The sequence below is a fragment of the Nodosilinea sp. LEGE 07088 genome, from assembly GCF_015207395.1.
In the GTDB taxonomy this organism is placed as follows: Bacteria; Cyanobacteriota; Cyanobacteriia; order Phormidesmidales; family Phormidesmidaceae; genus Nodosilinea.
The window spans coordinates 15958-35140 of sequence record NZ_JADEWX010000006.1; the positions used below are offsets into that span (position 1 = coordinate 15958).

Consider the following 19183-nt stretch of genomic DNA (forward strand, 5'->3'; position numbering starts at 1 on the left):
GTGACGACAGAAATGGCTGATAATAATTTACCAGCCTAAATGAGACTGATTGCCATTTGAGCGAAGACCGAGCCGCCAATCTCCCAAGGCAACTGTCTTTTAGGAACCGGTTGATCCTAAGTTGGCGCTTTCCCTGGCGAGTGCCTGTCCTGCAACAGTAGATGACATGAAGATCCGACTTACTTGCCAAATTTTTGTGATGGGCTGGCTGATAGCCAGTTGTGCTGGCCAGTCTTCGTCTCTCCAACCCAGTCCGCCCCCCGTCTTGTCACCGCAGGAAAATTATCGACGCACCGTGGCGCACGCCATGGGGAATACCGCTGTCCCCAGCCAGCCGCAGCGGGTGGTGGTGTTGACGAATGAGGCCACCGATATGGTGCTGGCCCTGGGGCTCACTCCGGTGGGTGCCGTCAAGTCGTGGTCGGGGGAGCCCTACTACGACTACCTGGCCGACGCTATGGCCGAGGTGCCCGTGGTCGGCGATGAATTGCAGCCCAGCCTAGAGCAAATTGTCGCCTTGCAGCCCGATTTGATCTTGGGTAGCCAGGTGCGGCAGGGGCAGATTTATGGGCAGTTGAGCGTGATCGCCCCCACGGTCTTCTCAGAAACCATCGGTGAATCGTGGCAAGACAACCTGCGCCTCTATGGTCAAGCCCTCAACCGCGACGCTGAAGCTGAGAAACTTTTGGCCGATTGGGACGCGCGGGTCGCTCAACTGCGCCAGCAGTTCACCGAGCAAGACATTCAGGTTTCCCTAGTAAGGTTTCTACCGGGGGCGGCTCGCGTCTATCTAAGCGACTCTTTCCCCGGCCAAATTGTGCAGGAGGTAGGGCTGCAACGGCCCCCCAGCCAAGGCGAGGAAGGATTTGCCCAAGAGGTCTCCTTTGAGCAAATCCCGCAGATGGAGGCCGATGCGCTGTTCTACTTCACCTACACCGGAGAAAACGACGGCCAAGCGCCCAGCACCGTGACTAATCCCTGGCTGAGTCACCCTCTGTGGCAGCAGCTAGCGGTGGTTCAGACCGGTAATGCCCACGCCGTCAGCGACGCGGTATGGACTACCGCCGGAGGCATTCAGGCCGCCCATCTGCTGCTGGATGATTTGGAGCAGTACTTGCAGCCTTAGAAGCCCTAGCGTGGTGGACTCTGAGAGAGTCCACCACGCTCAACACTTACCACTCAAACGAATACCCGAGTCGCAAGAACCGGCCCCGCGCCGCCGCATTGCTCAACTCGCTGGGCTGGAGCTGAGACACCACTGGGAAATAGTCGGTATTGAGCAGGTTGGCAATCCCAATTTCGAGGGTGCCGGGGCCGACATTCAGCTGGCTGATATAGTCCACGGTGAAGTAGCTGCTAACGGCGCGCTGGCCAAAGACGGCGTCGTTGGCAAACACATCGCGATCGCCCGAATAGAGCGCCTGCAATCGGTTACGCCAGCCGGGGGTAGTTTGGTTTTCCACATAGGCCGTGAGCTTCAGCGGCGCAATGCGAAAGCCGTCGAGGGGGGTGTAGGTGCCGGTATTGGTGCGGTCAATGCTCCCCTCTGACCAGCTCACCGTGCCGCCCAGCAGCCAGCTTTCGCTCAGCTGAGCATCTACAGTGGCTTCTACTCCATAGATCCGTTCTGGGGCGCGCAAAATTTCGCCAGGGGCCGTGAAGGTGGTGCCTAACTCAGAGGAGTTGTAGAACCCTGCCAGCGATGCCTGAATGCCCTCCCAATTGCCGCGCACGCCGACTTCATAGTGGTTGACGCGCTGGGCCTCGGGTCGCAGTGTCGCCACCGAAAAGCCCGCTGGGGCATTGCGCAGCACCAGACCCACATCGGCCAGTGAGAACCCCTGGGCAAAGTTGGCAAACACCCCAATGTTGTCGGTCAGATCGACCACTCCGCCCAGGTTAAACAGCGTGGCATCGTAGGCTAAGTCGCCCCCCTGCACGGCATTGCCCGCCAGGGTGGTGAAGTCATCGACCGTGAGGCCGACCCGCTCGTGGCGAATGCCGCCCAACAGGGTGATGCGATCACTGGCCTGCCAGTTGAGCTGGGCAAACAGCCTCAGGCTATCTTGGTTGAGGGGTGGCACCCAGGTGCGCTGGCCCGTGGTGCGGTAGACCAGACCGCCGCTGGCATCAAAGGGGGCAGGGTCAAAAATATTCACCGGCTGAGCGGTGCGCTCGTTGTTGTAGTCGGCCCCCCACAGCAGGTGCAGGGTGTCGTCTTCGGCCAGGGGCGTATCAAACTGTAGCCGCCCGCCCCACTCTACCGAGTTAACTTCAGACTGAAAAATGGCATTGCCAAGGCTGGCAAAGGTGCGGCCATCGAAGGGGAAAAACCGTGTCAGATAATCGCGGTAGTAAAGCTGCCCCTGGAGATCGCCGTTGAGCACGTTGCTGTGACTGTAATCGAGGCTGAGCAGCGTGTTGTTGCTGGTTTGGGGGGTATCGAGGTCAAGCCCGGCAATGGCGCGCGATCGCTGTCGGCCTGCGATCGCCGCAATGATTGGGTCAACCGTGAAGTCGGTAGTTTGGATCGCTTCATAGTGGTTGAGGGTGAGCTGAAGGCGCTGGTTTTCAGCGAAGTCTACGCCGATTTTGCCCAAAATATTGAGGCTGCCCGTGTCAGATAGTCCTCCCTGGCCATTGGGGTCAGAAGGAATGCGATCGCCCAGCGCGTCAAAGAACCCCCCAGCGTAGTCGTAGGACACCGTGAAGGCGTAGTCCATATCCTCAACCCGACCGCCCACATACTGCTCGACCGTGGCCCCAAAACTATCGGAGACGTTGTCGAAGTCGGTGGTCAGGCCCAGGCGAGTGCGTCGCACCACCCTCTCGGCGGCGGGGCCACGGGTAATGATGTTGATCACCCCGCCGGTTGCGCCGTCGCCATAGATCGCCGTTGGCCCCTGAATCACCTCAATGCGATCGATGGCGCTGGGGTCAATGGTCTGCAAATCTCGAAAAGCACTGCGGTTGGTGGTCTGGGGCACACCGTCAATCAGCACCAAAACGTTGCGCCCTCGCAACCCCTGGCCAAACTGGCTGGCGCTGCCGGTCGTTGGGGCCAAGCCAGGCACCAGTTGGCCCAAAATATCCCCCAGCCCGCGTGACACCTGAGTCTGCTGCTCAATCTGCTCGCGCTCAATCACCGTGACCGATCGCGGAATGTCTGTCACGGCCTCTTCGGTGCGCGTCGCCGACACCACAATCTGAAGCGCTTCTGTTTGGGCCGTGGTGCCAGCAATGCCGGGCAGCACCGTCAGCCGTAGCCCCTGCGAAGCAGGCTGTACCTCAGCGGTTGGCGGCGCATCTACCCCCGTAATCGCCACTCGCACCTGATCGTCACCTATCTGGATAACACTGACAAAGGCAATATCGGCGGTGGGGCTGATCTGCTGAAACTCTTGCCCCTCGGGCAGGGCCAGCACCGCATTGGAAATATCAACAATCAGCGCATTGCCTGTGGTTTGCAGGCTGGGAGCTGCGATCGCACCGCCCGCCGTCTCCAAAATAATCTCTACCCCAGCCGCCCCTGGCTCTAGCCGCACCCCCGTCACCTGCACTGGCGATGCTGCCTGGCCCAACGGCACGGCTTCAGGGGTAAGCAACGGCTCAGCAAGCATCGCCTGAGCCCCCAGCGGCATCGCCGCCGAACCAACTAGCCCCCCAGCTAGGGCCATCATCAACCCAAACCGCACCGATCGCACTGTCATGTCACGTCCTCCCACACTGCAACTCTTGTTGCGAATCTTTCTTGATTGCTCAAGAGCAATTAGTGTAGGCAGTTGCGTATAGCCCCGTCTATCCAAAAACGGCCTCAGCGATCCAAAAACGGACTTTTGGGTGAGGGAAGTCCTAGGCGGTTGGATGCGACGCTCCGGCCCGCCCACCTACCCACTCTCTTGGGCTCACGCCAAACTGCTTGCGAAAGGCGGCGGCGAAGTGGCCCAGGTGGGTAAAGCCCACGCTGTTGGCGACCTCAGCAACGGTGTAGTTGCCCTGCCGGAGCAGGTGTTCGGCCTGGTTGAGGCGCTGCTGAGTGAGATAGCCAATTACTGAGATACTAAACAGTTCGCGAAAGCCTCGACGGAGAGTGCGATCGCTCACCCCCACCTGCTGCGCCAGTTCTGAAATAGACGGCGGATTTTCGAGCCGAGCCACTAGCCTTGCCCGCGCTTCGTAGATGCGCTCGACAGTCACAGGCTTGAGCGTGGTGGGCAGCGGTGGTGCTCCCTGGTCAGCCATCATGCCGTCGAGCTGAAGCGCCAGCAGCTCAAACACCTTAGCCTGGAGAAAAAATCGGCGCGTTACCCCGTGGAAGGGGCATTGCAGCATTTGCTGCGCCACAGTCCGCATCGCTGGGGTGACATCGGGAAACCAAGCTGATTTCCACTCATCCGTTTTCAGCAAGGTAGGGCGTAGATGGGTGCCATGCTCTGCGAGAAACGGTTGCATCACCTTGGGGTCGAGGTGAATATTAATGCCCTTTAGCTGGGGCGATCGCCCATACCGCGCCACATACCCCCGTGAGCGGCCACTGCCAGAAACATAACTTTGGCCAGCATCCAAAGTCGGATAGACACCGTCAAAGTCAATGGCCCCCGACAGCAACACCGTGATTTGCACCAAATGCCCGTGTTCTGCCACACTGAGCGCCCAGGGCTGCGTGAACTCCTTATCAATCAGATCGAGCCAGACCCCTGGCGACAATTCACAGCACCGAGTGCTGCCCCGCCCCAACAGCGACGGCACCTCATGCCGGGTCTCTCGCTGACTGACAGGGCTATGAAGGCTGACTCCCAAGGCCTGTGAGGACTGGCACAGCTCACGATAATTGGCTTCCGAAAGCATCAAAGTCATGGACAGAGTTGAACGCCAACAACCACACACCACCAGTGCGCTCAGTTCTCAGCTTAGCTTTAATGCGACCTGCTCTCAACTAAAGTGGCCAACCCGCACAGATTCTCATCACAGGACTAAAACCAAGGTTCCAGCTAACACCAACGCCGTGCCCACTACAACCTGGAGCGTTAACGGCTCGCCCAAAAACACAACAGACAGCAACAGCACCAAAGTTAATCCCGACTTATCTACAGGCGCGACTAAAGAGGCATTGCCTAGCTGTAAGGCTCTGAAATAACAAAGCCACGACAACCCGGTAGCCACTCCCGACAACACCAGAAATAGCATCGTCTTGGGTGAGATGGTCAACAGCCCTTGCGCTTGTCCATTGGCCCAAACAATTCCCCAGGCGATCGCCAAAATCACCACCGTGCGAATAGCCGTGGCCAAATTGGAGTTGATGTTTTCAACGCCAATTTTTGAAAAGATAGTGGTCAATGCGGCAAAGAAGGCAGAAAGTAGGGCAAAAATCCACCAAGCTTTTTCGGCGGCCATCGTGGTTAAACCTCAAAATTACAGCTACGTTACAGACTCAATGCGCCCATTCTCTAAAAACAGAATTTGATCGGCGCGATCGAGCACTGAGGGACGGTGGGAGACGGCAAGGCAGGTAGGGGAAAGAGTGGATGGGTAGATGGGTGGATGGGTGGATGGGGTAAACAATTGCTCCCACAGGCGCTGTTCGGTCTCGACATCGAGGGCGCTGGAGAGGTCATCGAACACCATCAAGGCGGGCTGACGTAGCAGCATACGGGCGGCGGCAGCCCGTTGCTTTTGCCCACCAGAGAGTCGAAAGCCGCGAGTGCCAATGAGGGTTTCTAGCCCCTCGGGCATGGCCGCGAGATCGCGATCAAAGACGGCGGTGGCGATCGCCCGATCAAGCTGTTGTTGGCCAACGGCTTGCCCCAGCAGCAGATTTTCTCGCAACGAGGCGCTGAAGAGTTGGGGAATTTGCGACGTATAGGCGGCCCGAGGCGGCACCAAAAAATTCGACGGGTCGAGAATTGGCTGACCATTCCAATAGAGCGCACCGGTCTGACTGGGCAGCAGGCCCAACAGCACCCGCAGCAGAGTAGTTTTACCTGCACCCACCCGTCCGGTGATCACTGTCAAACTGCCTTGGGTGAGGGTAAAACTGATGTCACTGATGCCGCCACCGCCGGGATAGCGGTAGGTCAACCCCTCGACCCGCAGCTCGTGGAGGGGAACGGAGGCCATGGGCCGGTCGTTGGCGATCGCATCTACCCTCGAAGGCAGCGGCGGTTCTAGGCCAAGGATGGGTTTGAGGTAGAGGGGGTGAGGGTGGGTGAGGGGGTGAGAATTTTGAATTTTAAGTTTTGAGTTTTGAGTGGAATCCTTTAACTGAGAATTCAAAACTGAGAACTCAAAACTTTGTTCGTCAAGTTTTCTAGCTCCACCACCAACCAACCCCGCCATGCGCTCAAAGGAAACTTCGCTCTGCTTAATGGTGGCGATAAAGCCGCCGAGGAAGGCGAGAAAGTAGGTGACGAAGGATAGGTAATAGACAAACAGAGCAAAGTCGCCCACGGTGAGGTCGCCCTGGACACCGAGGCTCTGGGAGGCAACCAGCAAAATTAGCCCGGTGCCGATGCTGACGATATTCTCAAAGCCGGAGTTGAGGATAGCGCTGAACACCTGGTCACGCACCATCAGGTCGCGGCGGCGATCGCACCGTTCCCGCAATTCCTCTAGCATTTGGGCTTCGGCTCCGGCCACTTTGACCGCTTGTACGGCGGTAAACAGTTCGCCAATTAGCCCAGTGACGCGCTGGGTGGCCTGGCGGCTGGCGCGGCGGTAGCGTTTGAGGCGGTGCTCGGCCTGGTGGGCAAGGAGGGCGATCGCGCACAGCGGCAAAAACACCAGCAGCGTCATCGTCGGGTTGACGCTGATCAGCAGTGCCACAGAACCCACCGCAAACACCCCAGCCGCAAAGATCTCGTTGGTGCCCACCACCACATCCTCAATCTGGGCCGCATCGTCGCGAAAGTAGCTAAGAATTTCGCCGGGGGAGGCATTTTGGCCATTGGCTCCACCTGTGGCGAGTTCGGCCCCAGGGCGTTTGAGCAGTTCGTGCAGTAGGTTGTGGCGCACCAGACCGCTGATCAAAAAGCGGTGCTGGGTCTTGGTGATGCGCCCTACAAAAATTGCCACCACCCGCGCCAGCCCCACCGCCAGCAGCAGTCCAATCCACACCCAGGGCAACGCATCAAAGCGAGACTCCCCGGTGAGGGTGTCAAAAAATTCGCGAATGATCAGCCCCGGCACCGCTGGCAAGCCTAGAATGAACAGCCACAGCAATGTATCAACCCAGTAGAGCCGCTGGGCGTAGCGGATTAGCTGCCAGAGCAGGTGGGTGATGGGGGGCATGGGGGTGACGGGGTAATGGAGCAATCGGGTGTCGAGCCATCACTCTCCCACTCCATCGCTTTTCCCAGGAGCCTATGCCGGATATTTTTGGCTACTCAACGGAGTTTCTGTAGAGAGCGGTTCTGGGGGCTAAACTGCTGGGTCAATTTGGCATAATGCGGCCTGCAATTGGCAATTTGCCCTTTAAAAGCATTACACAGTTGTGCCACTTTGCTAAACAGCGGCCTCTGTAAGCTAAACAGCTGTGCCACTTCGTTTTACATAGGCACCTGCAAGCTAAACAGCTGTGCCACTTTGCTTTACGGCGGGCTTAGTTTGTTCAACGGGCTGCTCGATATGCCAAGCTGCGGGGTTAGTGAGCTTGATGTTGGCCGCTCCCAATGGCAAAGGGTATGCCATTGGGAGCGGGTGGGGCGCGTTACTCAATCAGCACGGTTTTGGTGGCAATTGCCATCCACACAGTTCCCGCTGGGGAGGTTGCGCCGACGGTGTCGCTGGCGGGCGGTACGGGGATGGGGTCGCTCCAGTCGTTGGGGTCGGCGTAGCCGTGGGCGTGGAGGATTTTGATGGTGCGATCAATGCCTGCAAGGCTGCCGTAGAGCATGTGGCGCACTCGCTCTGGGCGAGCTGGCGGGGTGCTGCGCGAAGACGGCGGAAGATTAGATGCGCCGCTGGTATCGGGTTCGAGATATTCAAACATGGGTTCTGTCTCCAGTTGTGGTTGAGGAAGACAGAACGCGAAAACCCTAGCCACCCGCAGTTGAAGTGCAAACTGAGGGGGCTAGGGTACGATGAACCTAGCCTCGCAATCTGCGCGTTAGATTTGCGGGGTTAGCTGTCTGTTGGTGTTACTAGCACCTTCAGGCAGCGCTAAAGTTTTCGAGTTCTGTGTGGCCACCGCTCTGCTGAACGGCTTAATGTAAGAGGATAGTGGTACAAAAGCTCCCCGTCAACCGTGGAGCAGCGTCTAGCTTACCGATTGAAGTTACCGCAGGTGGCGTAGCAGAGACTTGCTAGATAAGACTATTAGTCGAGCAACTTACCCTCTTGCAGGAGATAAACGTTTTATCTTTAAGGATTAAAGGCAAGTAAAAAGCACAATTAACAACAGAATAGGACTAGCATTGATGGATTATACTAATTTTTGAAATAACTGAATAAGCTTAAAAAAAGAGGCTCATAAATTGACCATATCAACAGTCTTTGAAGATTTTATCGGCAAATTATCAATAGGTAACGCTAATACAATAAGTGATAGATACGGAGAAGTAACGGCCTCCTTGAACAAAAAGTTTCGAGGAACGGATTCAAAGACAGCAAACTCACTGAAAGTAGGCTCGATTGGTCGATATACCGCAATCAATGGAATTTCGGACTTAGACATGCTCTACATTATGCCGAAAGGATTATGGAGCGAATATAAAGACGGAAAGCAATATCAGCTTCTATGCGATGCCAAAGACGCTATCAAGGGTAGATATCCTAAAACTAAGGTTTTCATAGATCGCCTTGTAGTATGCGTTCAATACACGAACTTTTATATTGAAGTTCAGCCAGTGTTTGAGCAGGATGACGAGAGCTTTAAGTATCCTGATAGTTACGATGGTGGAATCTGGAAAACAACAAAGCCACGCGAAGAAATTAAGGCAATATCAAGTTCAGATAGTCAGACAAATGGGAATCTTAGAAGACTTTGCAAAATGGCTAGAGCTTGGAAAAACAAGCATGGCATTGGCATGGGAGGATTGCTAATTGATACATTAGCTTATAACTTTTTGAAGTCAACAGCTTATTATGACGACAAGGGTTATGGTTTTTATGATGTAATGAGTCGAGACTTTTTTGAATACTTAATGAATCAACCAAATCAAGATTATTATGCAGCTCTTGGAAGCAACCAGAGAGTTAGAGTAAAGAAAAAATTTCAGCGAAAAGCTAAAAAAGCGTACGAACTATGCATAAAAGCAATAGAAGCCAGCGAGAAAGATATCGCTTATGGCAAGTGGAAAAAGATTTACGGTAGACCTTTCCCAAGTAGACCTATAACCAATATTGACGCCAGTTCTTTTGCTCAGCCTACCTGGAGAAATACAGAGCAATTTATAGAAGATTTGTTTTCGATTGATATTCGCCATAATATAACAATCGATTGTGATGTATCTCAAGATGGTTTCAGAGAGCATAAACTATCTGATTTTCTCAGGAAAAATTTTCGCCTCGCCAGAACCAAAGATCTCAGCTTCTATGTAAAGGAGCATGATATTAATGGGAAATACTCTATTTACTGGAAAGTTCTTAATCGTGGTGATGAAGCAAGGAGGAGAGATATTGTCAGAGGGCAAATTTTTCCTGACTTAGGATTTGAAAGAAACAAAGAACATACAAATTTTAGGGGTGAACACATAGTTGAGTGCTACGCCGTCAAAGACAATGTTGTAATAGCAAAAGATAGAATTGACGTACCAATTGAGTAGGTTTATGAGTAAGGATAACGTTCTGAAGTTAATTGCAGAGACAGCCTATAATGTTGGCTTCGGAGCTAAAAAGCACATGGCAACATTTGATATCGTTGTTAAAGCTCCAGGATTAATAAGATTTTTCTCCATAACCGTCGGCATTTATTCTCTTGCTTTTGATGGTCTTTCAAGCAAAACTCTATCTGCATCACTCTTGATTCTTGGCATCATTGGCTTATACATCTCTTTGTATGACTCACAAAAAGATAGATATGAAAAGGTAGGTATAGAACTTATTCAGCTTTTCAATGATCTTAAAAAACTGTACTACTACGCTAAAGAAGCTGACGATGAAGCTTTGAATGAGATCTTGAAGCAGTTAACGGAGGTTGAGGCTAAATACTATCAGCTAAGTATAAGCAAACAAATTTTGTTCAGCGACTGGTATACGCACTATAAATTTTTCTGGCAATATCAGATTGATTGGGTGGATGAGCAAAAGCACTTCGGATTATTTAGAGACAAAGTTCCTCTTAGTTTTTTAGCTACAGTTTTGTTTCTAGTAGTTGCTTTAGCATGGTGGGCATTCATTTCTAAAGCAATACCATTTAGCTATTTTCGGATGTGCGGAGCGCCAGCTTAACCCAATTTCCCTGATAGTCTTCTTACTCGACAACCTGCCCTAAACACACAAATTTTCCTATCTATCCATGCGCTACTGCCGCGTTCAAAACCCAGGAGCTATTTTCCTTTTGCCGTCAATCACTTATAATTGGCAGACTGTACAACCTAGCGCCAAAAGCAGGTAAGTTTCATAAAAAATGTTCGTAAGTAGGGGATAAAGGCTGAGCTATACGTCGGAAGAAATGGTGGAACACACAACAATGAAGAGCGAATCAACAACTGCTGATGAATCGTCGCGATTAGTTGAGACAATTGCATTTGAATTATTTGGTACAGTTCAAACTTTTGAGCGTTGGCGCTTTGATGCCCACATTATTTTCTTCACAGCTACTATAATTTCACTTATAACTACAGGTTATGTTGTCTATGTGATGACGGTCATTAGCCTTATTTCAGGTGTAACTGCATTTGTGCTACGCCTGCTTGCAAATCGGCATAACTTTTTAGGTCATTCACTTCACAGGATTGCAATGCTCGCAAAAGCTTATTCTATGAATAGTGACCAGTTTGATGCGTCATATCTATTCTCAAAAGTTCCAGTGAAAATTCACAAAAATTGTGCCCAAAAAGTAAGGTCAGTAAGTGCATCAGGTGAATACACACTACCAAACAGTGGTGACGGAACTTCGCAATTACGTTGGATGATTCAAGAAAACGCGTTTTTCAACGCTACTCTATATGCAGCATGTGCAGAGAAAGCTCAGAAAACTCTTTGGTTCATAATCATCCTCGTCTTACTTTGCACGTTTCTTATAGTACCTCTAGCAGATGGTCAGGGTAAAGACGTTCTACTTCGCGGTGTTCTTGCAATCTTTTCAGTAACAATTTTGTACGATCAAGCTGAACAGTGCGCGAATTGGAAGTTCGCTTCCCGGTTAATGCTTGATCTTGAGAATGAGCTTGCTAGGTTTAAAACTGTTCCAGAACATCGAGTTCTGCTTCTCTTCTCCAACTATCAAATTGTAATACTTGGAGCACCAGCGATTGAGGAAAAAATATACCAACGGAATCGCGATAAACTGAATTTTGGATGGAAACACCGCGCTGCTGCACTTCAAAACGATTGGGGGCACAACGATCTATGAAATTAGTGCGATCGCAGATCTCTTATAGGTTGGGTTGATGGTGGGCAAAAAATTGGATTGGTCGGTGCCAATCTATTACCTAGCGTTTATCGCCATTAGTTCTAAAGACCGCAATGAAACTATTCAGAGTCTTTGTCATCGACTTGACCCATACCTACGCCGTCTTGGTCGCGGCGCTCGTAGGGCATCTGAGGGGTGACAGCAGGATTCGCAATAATTTCTCGGGGGTCTTTGTCGTAGCCGCCCTTATTGACTAGGTCACGGGCGTCGAAGGTTTCCGCATCAGTGGATTGGGCGTTGTCGGGATCGTTATGTTGATTCTCAGTCATAAAACCACTTCTTTTACGTCGGCTCCCATGAGCGCTTAACTATTAGCGTAAGCAGCAACAGCGATTGCTTCATCCCTCATCCGCTATACATTGAGTGCGATCGCAGATCTCTTGTAGGTTAGGTTGACAAAGGAAACCCAACAATACAACCTACTAACCGCCTACCACTTCTAAGGCGCGGGCGGAATTCGCGCTGTTCTGTGAGACTGAAGCTTATCAGGCAACTTGAAGCAGGGCACCATGCCGTCTTTGCTGTCGAGATATAGCTCAGCAGCAGTGAGCAGATCGGCGGCGCAGGTGGCGGGATCAAGGTCGGCAAAGAGATAGGTGGGTTTGCCTGTGCCTACGTAGGCGATCGCGCAGGCCTTTTCGCAAATGCATAGGCACCCAGTAGTCGCGATCGCCAGCTCACCCTTGCGAGCCCACTGCGAATGTAGCGCCTCCAGGTGCTTCAGCAAGTGCTCCCCGCCCGTCTCCCCATCGCGCTTCTCTTCATCTGCCGAAAAACCGCAGCTTTTGCAAACAATCAACTGGTCAGGCATGCCTACGATGGCTCCACAAGATATTTGAACAGGTCATCCAGAATGGCATTGGCGGCGATCGGGCCGCTGCCAATCCAATAGCTGGGTACAGCATAGACACGCCCAGCCTGCACCGCTTTGAGCTGTTGCCAGAGCGGGTCTTGTCGCAACGTCTCTAGTTTTTGCTGGGCCGTTGCCGTCGCTTCGGGGGTGTTCTCGCCGGTCCAGAGAAAAATGACATCGCCATCGGCCTGCCCAAGCAGCTCTCGGCTAATGCTGGTTTGAATAGGGTTGTCGAAAAGGGCCGTTGCCTCATCTGCTCCAATATCCTGAGCTGTCGGGCGGGCCAGCCCCGCATCTTGCAACACGGTGCCCACAAACGAATCGCGCAGGTATAGATTAATGGTGTCAGGATAAATTCGCACCACCGATACCTCAAGGTCGTTTGGGCGATTGCCCATTTGAACTTTAAAGTCTGCCGTTCTGGCATCGTAATCGGCCATTGTCTGCTGCGCCGCATCCGCTTGCCCCAGAGCCGCCGCCATCTGCTGAAACAGCGTTTTCCACTGACCACTGTGCTCAAAGCTAAACATGAGCGTCGGCGCAATTTGAGTAGCCTGGGCATAGGCCGCCTGATTATTATCAAGCCCCACAATTAGATCGGGCTTGAGTGCCAGCACCTCCTCTAGATTAGGTTCTCCCGTTTGCCCTACGTTCTCGACCTGGGCCACTTGCTCAGCCATGTGCTCCATCAAGCCGCCTACGGCTGTAGCAATGGGTGAGAGACCAGATGCGATCGCATACTCAAACGTCACCCCATCCAGTGTCACCAACCGCTCATAGGTCTTGGGCACACAGGTCGTTCCAGCTGCATGTTCAACCTCAGTGCAATCCACCGCAGTCTGTTGGCCGATGGTTGATTCTCCCCTCTGGCAGGCAACCACTAACCCTAAGGTCACCAGCGCCAAGCAAAAGTTAATTCCCCATTGGTGTAGAACTCGTAAACTCAACTGTCTCACCTCATCCATGCAGCTTGCCATTAACGGTCTACTCTCCTAAAACTCGACCCCCACTCGGGCGGACACCGTCAGCGGCGCTCCGGGAGTTACCCCCAAAAACTGATCCGACGAGGTGAAGTAGCGAGTATTGAAAAGGTTTTCAACATTGAGCTGTGCCCGCCAGTTATTGCGTCGGTAAAACAACGCCGCGTCGGTGCGAAAATAGCTAGGCAGAGTAAAGCTGTTATCAGAATTGCCCGCTCGTAAGCTGACATAGTTAAGCCCCAAGCCAAAGCCGAGACCCTCTAAATTGCCCTCCTGAATTTCGTAGGTGCTCCACAGACTGAACTGGTTGTCAGGCACGTTGGCCAAACTATTGCCCACCGGAATAGTGTTGTCTCGGCTGACAAATGCATCCAGCGCGGTGTAGTTGGCAGTGAGGTTCCACCCCGGCAAAATTTCGCCGCCTAGGCCCAGTTCAAAACCTCGGCTCGCCACTTCGCCGGTCTGCACCGTAAACAGCGGATCATTAGGGTCAGTAGTTTGCACATTCTGACGGCGAATGTCGAATAGGGCCGCCGTAAAGCTCAGGTTCTCGGTAAGGTCACCTTTGACCCCCACTTCAAACTGTCGCCCCCGTTCGGGGTCAAAGGTGGAGTCGTCGGTGTTGCGGCTCGCCCCAAAGGAAGGCTGAAATGAGGTGGTGTACGACGCATAGAGCGACACCGGCTCAATCGGTTGATAGACAATGCCAATTCGAGGCGAAAAGGCGCTGTCTGACTGGCTAAATTCTTCGCGGGGTTGACCAATATCTTGGGTAGTGCGGAACTGGTCAGCGGCGTCATACCGAATTCCGGCTAGCAGCTTGAGGTTGGGCAAAATTTCAACCTGATCTTGCAGGTAAATGCCCAGGGTTCTAATCGTGTCATCCCGAAAAAACTCAGGCTCAATGGCGTAGGGAGTGCCGGTGTAGACCGGGTCAAAAATATTGATGGAGTTGTAGGAATTGCTAAATTGAAACTCGGGCTGCTCCAGCGTATTGCGATATTCAACGCCAAACAGCACCTCATGGTTGAGTGAGCCCGTGCTGAATCGACCCACCACCTCGGCATTAGTAAAAAAGCGCTGGTAGGTGCCACCCGCAAAGTAGGCTAATCGCCCCAGCTCGCCTGTTGTTTCATCCAGTGAGTCAAACAGCGGGGCATATCGGCGGGGCGAATATTGCTGGTATTGAAGGGTATGGCGCAGGGCGAGATTTTCGTTCATCTCGTGGTTGAGGCGATAGCCCAGGTTGAACTGGGTTTGGGAAAATTCGCCAAAATCTTCGCCCAAAAAGCGATCGCGCGGCAGATCAATAATGCCATTGGCACCCACCACCAAACCTTCGTCGATGGTTTCGCGATCGCTCGTATACTGCCCGTACACATCCAGCGACGTGCTGGGGCCAATATCCCAGGTGATGATCGGCGAAATCAGCAGACGGTTACCATCTACCAAATTGCGAAAGCTATTGAAGTTTTCGTAGGACAGGTTCAGCCGGTAGCGGAGGGTGCTGTCACTGGTAATTGGCCCCGATAGGTCAACCGCTCCGTCGTAGCTGCTAAAGCTATCGACTCCCGCAGAAACGTCATAGAGCGGTTCGCTCAGCGGGCGCTTGGGCACCAGGTTAATAATGCCGCCCGGCTCACCCTGGCCAAACAGCACCGAGGCTGGCCCCCGCAGCACTTCCACTCGCTCGATGTCGTTGGTGCTCAGCGCCCCCAGCGAAAACGCCTCGACCCCATCGCGAAAAATGCCCCCTCGGGTCTCAAAGCCGCGAATGAGAAAGCCTGGGCCAAAGACGCTCAGCCCCCGCCCGCCGTTTGACGCCACCGAAGCTGCGGTTTCCAAGGCATTGCCCAACTCCCGCGCATCGCGGTCTTCAATCACCGCCTGAGGTATCACCTGAATGGACTGGGGAATATCGCGCAGGGGCGTTTCGGTGCGGGTGGCCGTGCTAGAGTCGCGCGGCGCGTAGCCCTCATCGCCAGCCCCCGTCACCCCAATGCGGATGACTTCCTCCTCCCCGGTCGCCAAGCCTAGGCCAGGCAGAATGCCCAGTATCAGCCCTGCCGCCCCGGTGCTCACATTCACCGCTGGCGGCCCATCGCTGCCGGTGATTGAAACCCGCACCCGGTTATCCTCCAGGCTGGTGACACTGACTAAGGCAATGCCCTCAGCGGGGCCAAACTGCTCAAAACTCTCCCCCTCCGGCAGGGCCAGCACCGCATTGGGAATCTCGGCCACCAGCGCATTGCCGACTACCGAGGTGGTGGGGTTCCCCAGCGCCCCGTCGGCATCCAGTACTAGGCGAATTCCTTGACCGTCGGGTTCTACCCGCACGCCGGTAATCTGCGTTGCCGCCTGGGCCAGATTGAGATCCGCCGCATGGCTGCTGGGCTGCACCGCCTCCACCAGCGGCAACGCTGTTTCGGCCTGAGCCGCCATGGGCACCAGCGCCAGCCATCCCGCCAACCACACCAACCGCTGCAATCGAACTCCCATCACACCACCTGTTTAATCGTTGAGAACAAGGCCCTAGCTGCAAATCGCTTCGAGGCAATCAGGAATACTTCTCAATAAGATACAGGTCGTTGGGAGCCGCTAAAGCGAGGGATGATCCCTAGGCGGAGTTTTTGCGATCACATTCCGGAGTTTTTGGAGCAAGTTGGAGAGTGGGCGGGTAGGAGAGTGGACGAAACTAGTATTGATGAGATAGGGAAATCTCAACCACCCGCCTACCCACCTACCCATCCACCCTCTACGCCCTTTTCTCCCGCGCATACACCCCCGGATTCACGCCATACTTGCGGCGAAAGGCGGCGGCAAAGTGGCCCCGGCTGGCAAAGCCCACGGCCTCGGCGGCGGCAGTGACGCTGAGATCGCCCGATTCGAGCAGCTGGCGCGATCGCTCCATGCGGTGCTCGTGCAGGTAGCCAAACACCGTGGTGCCAAACACCTGGCGAAAGCCCACCTTGAGCTTGTGGTCATTGATGCCCACGGCCCGCGCCAGCTCAATCAGCGTGGGGGGCTGGGTGATCTGGCGGCGCAGCAGCTTGCTGGCGTAGTGGATGCGCTCTACATCGTCGGGTTTGAGGGCTGGTGGGCCAACGTTGCCGGGCGTTGTTTGCAGGTCTTCAATCAACAGCGCCATCAGCTCCCACACTTTGCTCTCCAGGTAGAGCCGCTGAGTCAGGCCTTGAAACGGACAGCGCAGTATTGCCTGCACCGCCATCTGCATCGCGGCGGTTGGGATGCCCGAGCGCTCCAGATAGTGTTGATCCGCAGGGCGCAGCAGGTCTGGGAGATCGTCGCCAGATTTCCCGATCCACTGGTGAAAGACGCTGGGGTCGATATGCACGTTGACGCTCACGATGCGCCGCTGACCGGGCACCCGCCAGACCTCAGCCGGGGCCAACCCGCTGCCAAAGAAATCGTAGCGCTGGCTGCTTTTGCCGCCGCTCTGTACCTGCTCAAAGGTGAACTCTAGAGGATGGGTGCGATCGCAATGCTGAATCTCTAAATCGTCGTTGAGCCAAAGGTCTTCGATACCGAGATCGATCCCCTCGCGGAGTGCCACATAGCGCTGTTGCCCTCGCCCCAAGGTGGCTGGATAAGTCGTTACTTCGCCCTCTGTTGTGGGGGTGCAGGTGGCCTCGTTGAGCCAGTTCGCGTAGTCAGCTTGGGACAAGGTAATGGGCATGACGGCGGTTAGAACAACGGTATAGCGATAAAACGGAGTTGCCCAAACGCCAGCCGACAATCTCTTGCAGACAGCCTTTTGAGCAACCCCGGCAACCTACATCCAAAGCATCAGATGTGAGAGAGGATGCTGAAATCTTATCGCTAGTTGGCATCAGTTCTCAATAGTTATTCGAGATCGATGACCTACCGCTGTTGCGGAGGGTTAGAAATTTCAGATTCTGCGACATTCCCCAGCTTCAGCAACTGGGCAAAGCGAGAGCTGGGATTTTGGGTCAGGGAGGTGCGATCGCCGTACTCCACCGCCTGCCCCTGCTCTAAAATCAAAATCTGGTCGGCTCGCTCCAAGGTCTTGAGCCGGTGGGCGATGATAAAGCCCGTGCGGTTTTCCAGCAGCCGATCCACCGCCCGCTCAATCAGCTGCTCGGTCAGTGGGTCGAGCCGCGACGACGCTTCATCGAGCACCACCAGTCCCGGATCTTTGAGAAACACCCGCGCAAAGGCCAGCAGCTGCGCCTGCCCCGCCGACAGCCCGCCGCTGTCAGCTCCCAGTTCCGTATCCAGCCCCGCAGGCAGCGCCTCCAGCCAGGGCATCAGGCCCAGCTCCTCCAGAGTTTGCAGAATGGTGCGATCGCCGATGTGCCTATTAAAAAACGTCAAATTGTTGCGCACCGAGGTCTGAAACAACTGCACATCCTGCGTCACAAACCCCACATGGTGCGGCAGTTCTGTCCTAGATACCTGACTGATATCAACTCCGCCCAAACAGATTTGCCCGCGTTGAACGTCGTGCAGACGCAGCAGCAACCGCGCTAGGGTACTTTTGCCGCTGCCCGTGCGGCCCAGCAGACCCAGGGTTTGCCCGGCGGGGAGGTAGAGCGTGAGGGATTGCAGGGTGTAGGCGGGTGGATGGGTAGGCGGGTAGGTGTGTAGGTGAGTTTTTTTAATCTCATCAGGACTAGTTTCGTCTACTCGTCCACGCTTCCACTCGCCCCCATCTTCATAACCAAACCACACGTCATCGAACTCCACTGACAGCGCCCCGGAGGGAAGAATTGCCCTACCGCCACGGCTGATCTGAGTCTGATAGCTCAACAAATTCTGAATTCGCTGAATGCTGGCTTGGGCCTGTTGGAGCTCCTCCAGCTCTTCGCGGATGCGCTCAATGGGGTCTTGCAGCAGGGTGGCGTAGTAAAACAGCAGGTAGACGGTGCCGATGGTGATGGCGGCTTGGCCCCAGAGGTAGGCCCCAACAGCCAGGGCGATCGCATTCCCCACCGTAAACAGCCCCACGGTGCTGCTCCACAGCAGCGTGCTAGTCAAGCGGGCCTGGTGAAAGGCCGCCAGCCACTGCCGCATAATTTTGTATAAGCGATTCATCACATAGCCGACGGCCCCGTTAGCACGGATGTCTTCGAGACCGCTGAGGTGCTCGGCCACAAAGCCGTAAAATTCGGCGCTGATCTGGCGGTAGGTGCCCCAGGGGCCAACAGCCAGGGTTTGCAGGCTGCCCAGCACCCCAAAGGCCACCAGGGCAAATAGGCTGAGGCTCAGCCCGGCCCGCCAGTCTTCGAACCACAGAATTGTTAGAACGCCCAGTACCAGCAGGCCATTGCCCACCACCTGCAACACAAACTGCGAGAAAAACCGCGACAGGGCATCGACATCACCATCGACCCGCTCCACCAGTTCGCCGGGGGTGTGGGCTTTGTGAAAGGCCAGATCCAGGCCCAGGGAATGGCGGGCCAGGTCCAGGCGCAGGGTGTTGGTGGCGCGCCATGCAATGGTTTCGCTGAAGTAGGTGGTGGCGATCGCCAACCCTTGCTGTAACAGCGCGATCGCCATAAACGCCCCAGCCGCCCACAGCAGTAATTGCTGCTCCCCCCCTGCGATCGCCGTATCGATGAAGTAGCGCAAAATCTGCGGATTCAGCAGCTGTAGGCCGATGCCTCCCAGCAGGGCGATCGCCAATCCCCAAAACCGCCCCCGCTGGGGTTTCAGATAAGTCGCCAACATCGCTCGATACCCCAGTGTCGCCGCCCCCATAGCGAACCTACCCCCCAAAGAATCTAGCCTACCGAC

General features: G+C 54.5%; 16 protein-coding genes. 4 read left to right on the top strand and 12 right to left on the bottom strand.

All coding sequences use genetic code 11. The features are described from left to right. Positions 1-166 precede the first annotated feature (166 nt). Entirely contained in the window at positions 167-1126 is a 960-nt protein-coding gene (locus IQ254_RS03005; protein ID WP_228040042.1) for an ABC transporter substrate-binding protein, read from the top strand. A gap of 46 nt (positions 1127-1172) precedes the next feature. On the opposite strand, the gene IQ254_RS03010 is transcribed toward IQ254_RS03005, so the two are convergent. From IQ254_RS03010 to IQ254_RS03030, 6 genes are all read right to left on the bottom strand, one after another. Further along, positions 1173-3710, bottom strand: coding sequence for a TonB-dependent receptor (locus tag IQ254_RS03010; RefSeq protein ID WP_228040044.1), 2538 nt, complete (start codon positions 3708-3710; stop codon positions 1173-1175). A gap of 142 nt (positions 3711-3852) precedes the next feature. Next, the gene (locus tag IQ254_RS03015; protein ID WP_193964221.1) at positions 3853-4857 is read right to left on the bottom strand and encodes an AraC family transcriptional regulator; all 1005 of its coding nucleotides are present in this window, start codon (positions 4855-4857) and stop codon (positions 3853-3855) included. Between the two features lie 108 nt (positions 4858-4965). Then, the gene (locus IQ254_RS03020) at positions 4966-5394 is read right to left on the bottom strand and encodes an EamA family transporter (protein ID WP_193964223.1); all 429 of its coding nucleotides are present in this window, start codon (positions 5392-5394) and stop codon (positions 4966-4968) included. A gap of 24 nt (positions 5395-5418) precedes the next feature. Continuing rightward, positions 5419-7287 (bottom strand): ABC transporter ATP-binding protein, encoded by a 1869-nt coding sequence (locus IQ254_RS03025; protein WP_193964225.1) that lies wholly within the window; start codon positions 7285-7287, stop codon positions 5419-5421. A gap of 276 nt (positions 7288-7563) precedes the next feature. Next, positions 7564-7686: a hypothetical protein gene (locus tag IQ254_RS31975; protein ID WP_255526950.1), complete on the bottom strand. Its 123-nt coding sequence runs from the start codon at positions 7684-7686 to the stop codon at positions 7564-7566. A gap of 19 nt (positions 7687-7705) precedes the next feature. Continuing rightward, a complete protein-coding gene (locus tag IQ254_RS03030) occupies positions 7706-7987 on the bottom strand; it encodes a hypothetical protein (RefSeq protein WP_193964227.1) in 282 nt (93 codons plus the stop codon). A 484-nt stretch (positions 7988-8471) separates the two neighbouring features. Between IQ254_RS03030 and IQ254_RS03035 the strand changes: the two genes are divergently transcribed. The 3 genes from IQ254_RS03035 (at position 8472) to IQ254_RS03045 (ending at position 11512) form a co-directional block, all read left to right on the top strand. After that, positions 8472-9761 carry a nucleotidyltransferase gene (locus IQ254_RS03035; protein WP_193964229.1) on the top strand — a complete coding sequence of 430 codons (1290 nt, stop codon included), beginning with the start codon at positions 8472-8474 and terminating at the stop codon, positions 9759-9761. 4 nt (positions 9762-9765) lie between these two features. Beyond that, on the top strand, positions 9766-10386 hold the full coding sequence (locus IQ254_RS03040; protein ID WP_193964231.1) for an SLATT domain-containing protein: 621 nt from the start codon (positions 9766-9768) through the stop codon (positions 10384-10386). Between the two features lie 241 nt (positions 10387-10627). Further along, the gene (locus IQ254_RS03045) at positions 10628-11512 is read left to right on the top strand and encodes a hypothetical protein (protein ID WP_193964233.1); all 885 of its coding nucleotides are present in this window, start codon (positions 10628-10630) and stop codon (positions 11510-11512) included. Between the two features lie 119 nt (positions 11513-11631). On the opposite strand, the gene IQ254_RS03050 is transcribed toward IQ254_RS03045, so the two are convergent. From IQ254_RS03050 to IQ254_RS03075, 6 genes are all read right to left on the bottom strand, one after another. Then, positions 11632-11841 carry a hypothetical protein gene (locus IQ254_RS03050; protein WP_193964235.1) on the bottom strand — a complete coding sequence of 70 codons (210 nt, stop codon included), beginning with the start codon at positions 11839-11841 and terminating at the stop codon, positions 11632-11634. 170 nt (positions 11842-12011) lie between these two features. Beyond that, positions 12012-12383 carry a DUF1636 domain-containing protein gene (locus tag IQ254_RS03055; protein WP_193964236.1) on the bottom strand — a complete coding sequence of 124 codons (372 nt, stop codon included), beginning with the start codon at positions 12381-12383 and terminating at the stop codon, positions 12012-12014. Between the two features lie 2 nt (positions 12384-12385). After that, on the bottom strand, positions 12386-13216 hold the full coding sequence (locus IQ254_RS03060; protein ID WP_313887353.1) for an iron-siderophore ABC transporter substrate-binding protein: 831 nt from the start codon (positions 13214-13216) through the stop codon (positions 12386-12388). 201 nt (positions 13217-13417) lie between these two features. After that, positions 13418-15904, bottom strand: a complete 2487-nt coding sequence (locus IQ254_RS03065; protein WP_228040046.1) for a TonB-dependent siderophore receptor — start codon at positions 15902-15904, stop codon at positions 13418-13420. Positions 15905-16160: 256 nt separating this feature from the next. After that, the gene (locus IQ254_RS03070; RefSeq protein WP_193964238.1) at positions 16161-17102 is read right to left on the bottom strand and encodes an AraC family transcriptional regulator; all 942 of its coding nucleotides are present in this window, start codon (positions 17100-17102) and stop codon (positions 16161-16163) included. A 185-nt stretch (positions 17103-17287) separates the two neighbouring features. Continuing rightward, positions 17288-19147, bottom strand: coding sequence for an ABC transporter ATP-binding protein (locus IQ254_RS03075; protein WP_193964240.1), 1860 nt, complete (start codon positions 19145-19147; stop codon positions 17288-17290). Between the last annotated feature and the right edge of the window lie 36 nt (positions 19148-19183).

Coding starts and splice junctions, on each gene's coding strand:
- IQ254_RS03005 (WP_228040042.1), top strand. CDS start 167: ATGAAGATCCGACTTACTTGCCAAATTTTTGTGATGGGCTGGCTGATA.
- IQ254_RS03010 (WP_228040044.1), bottom strand. CDS start 3,710: ATGACAGTGCGATCGGTGCGGTTTGGGTTGATGATGGCCCTAGCTGGG.
- IQ254_RS03015 (WP_193964221.1), bottom strand. CDS start 4,857: ATGACTTTGATGCTTTCGGAAGCCAATTATCGTGAGCTGTGCCAGTCC.
- IQ254_RS03020 (WP_193964223.1), bottom strand. CDS start 5,394: ATGGCCGCCGAAAAAGCTTGGTGGATTTTTGCCCTACTTTCTGCCTTC.
- IQ254_RS03025 (WP_193964225.1), bottom strand. CDS start 7,287: ATGCCCCCCATCACCCACCTGCTCTGGCAGCTAATCCGCTACGCCCAG.
- IQ254_RS31975 (WP_255526950.1), bottom strand. CDS start 7,686: ATGGCATACCCTTTGCCATTGGGAGCGGCCAACATCAAGCTCACTAAC.
- IQ254_RS03030 (WP_193964227.1), bottom strand. CDS start 7,987: ATGTTTGAATATCTCGAACCCGATACCAGCGGCGCATCTAATCTTCCG.
- IQ254_RS03040 (WP_193964231.1), top strand. CDS start 9,766: ATGAGTAAGGATAACGTTCTGAAGTTAATTGCAGAGACAGCCTATAAT.
- IQ254_RS03045 (WP_193964233.1), top strand. CDS start 10,628: ATGAAGAGCGAATCAACAACTGCTGATGAATCGTCGCGATTAGTTGAG.
- IQ254_RS03050 (WP_193964235.1), bottom strand. CDS start 11,841: ATGACTGAGAATCAACATAACGATCCCGACAACGCCCAATCCACTGAT.
- IQ254_RS03055 (WP_193964236.1), bottom strand. CDS start 12,383: ATGCCTGACCAGTTGATTGTTTGCAAAAGCTGCGGTTTTTCGGCAGAT.
- IQ254_RS03065 (WP_228040046.1), bottom strand. CDS start 15,904: ATGGGAGTTCGATTGCAGCGGTTGGTGTGGTTGGCGGGATGGCTGGCG.
- IQ254_RS03070 (WP_193964238.1), bottom strand. CDS start 17,102: ATGCCCATTACCTTGTCCCAAGCTGACTACGCGAACTGGCTCAACGAG.
- IQ254_RS03075 (WP_193964240.1), bottom strand. CDS start 19,147: ATGGGGGCGGCGACACTGGGGTATCGAGCGATGTTGGCGACTTATCTG.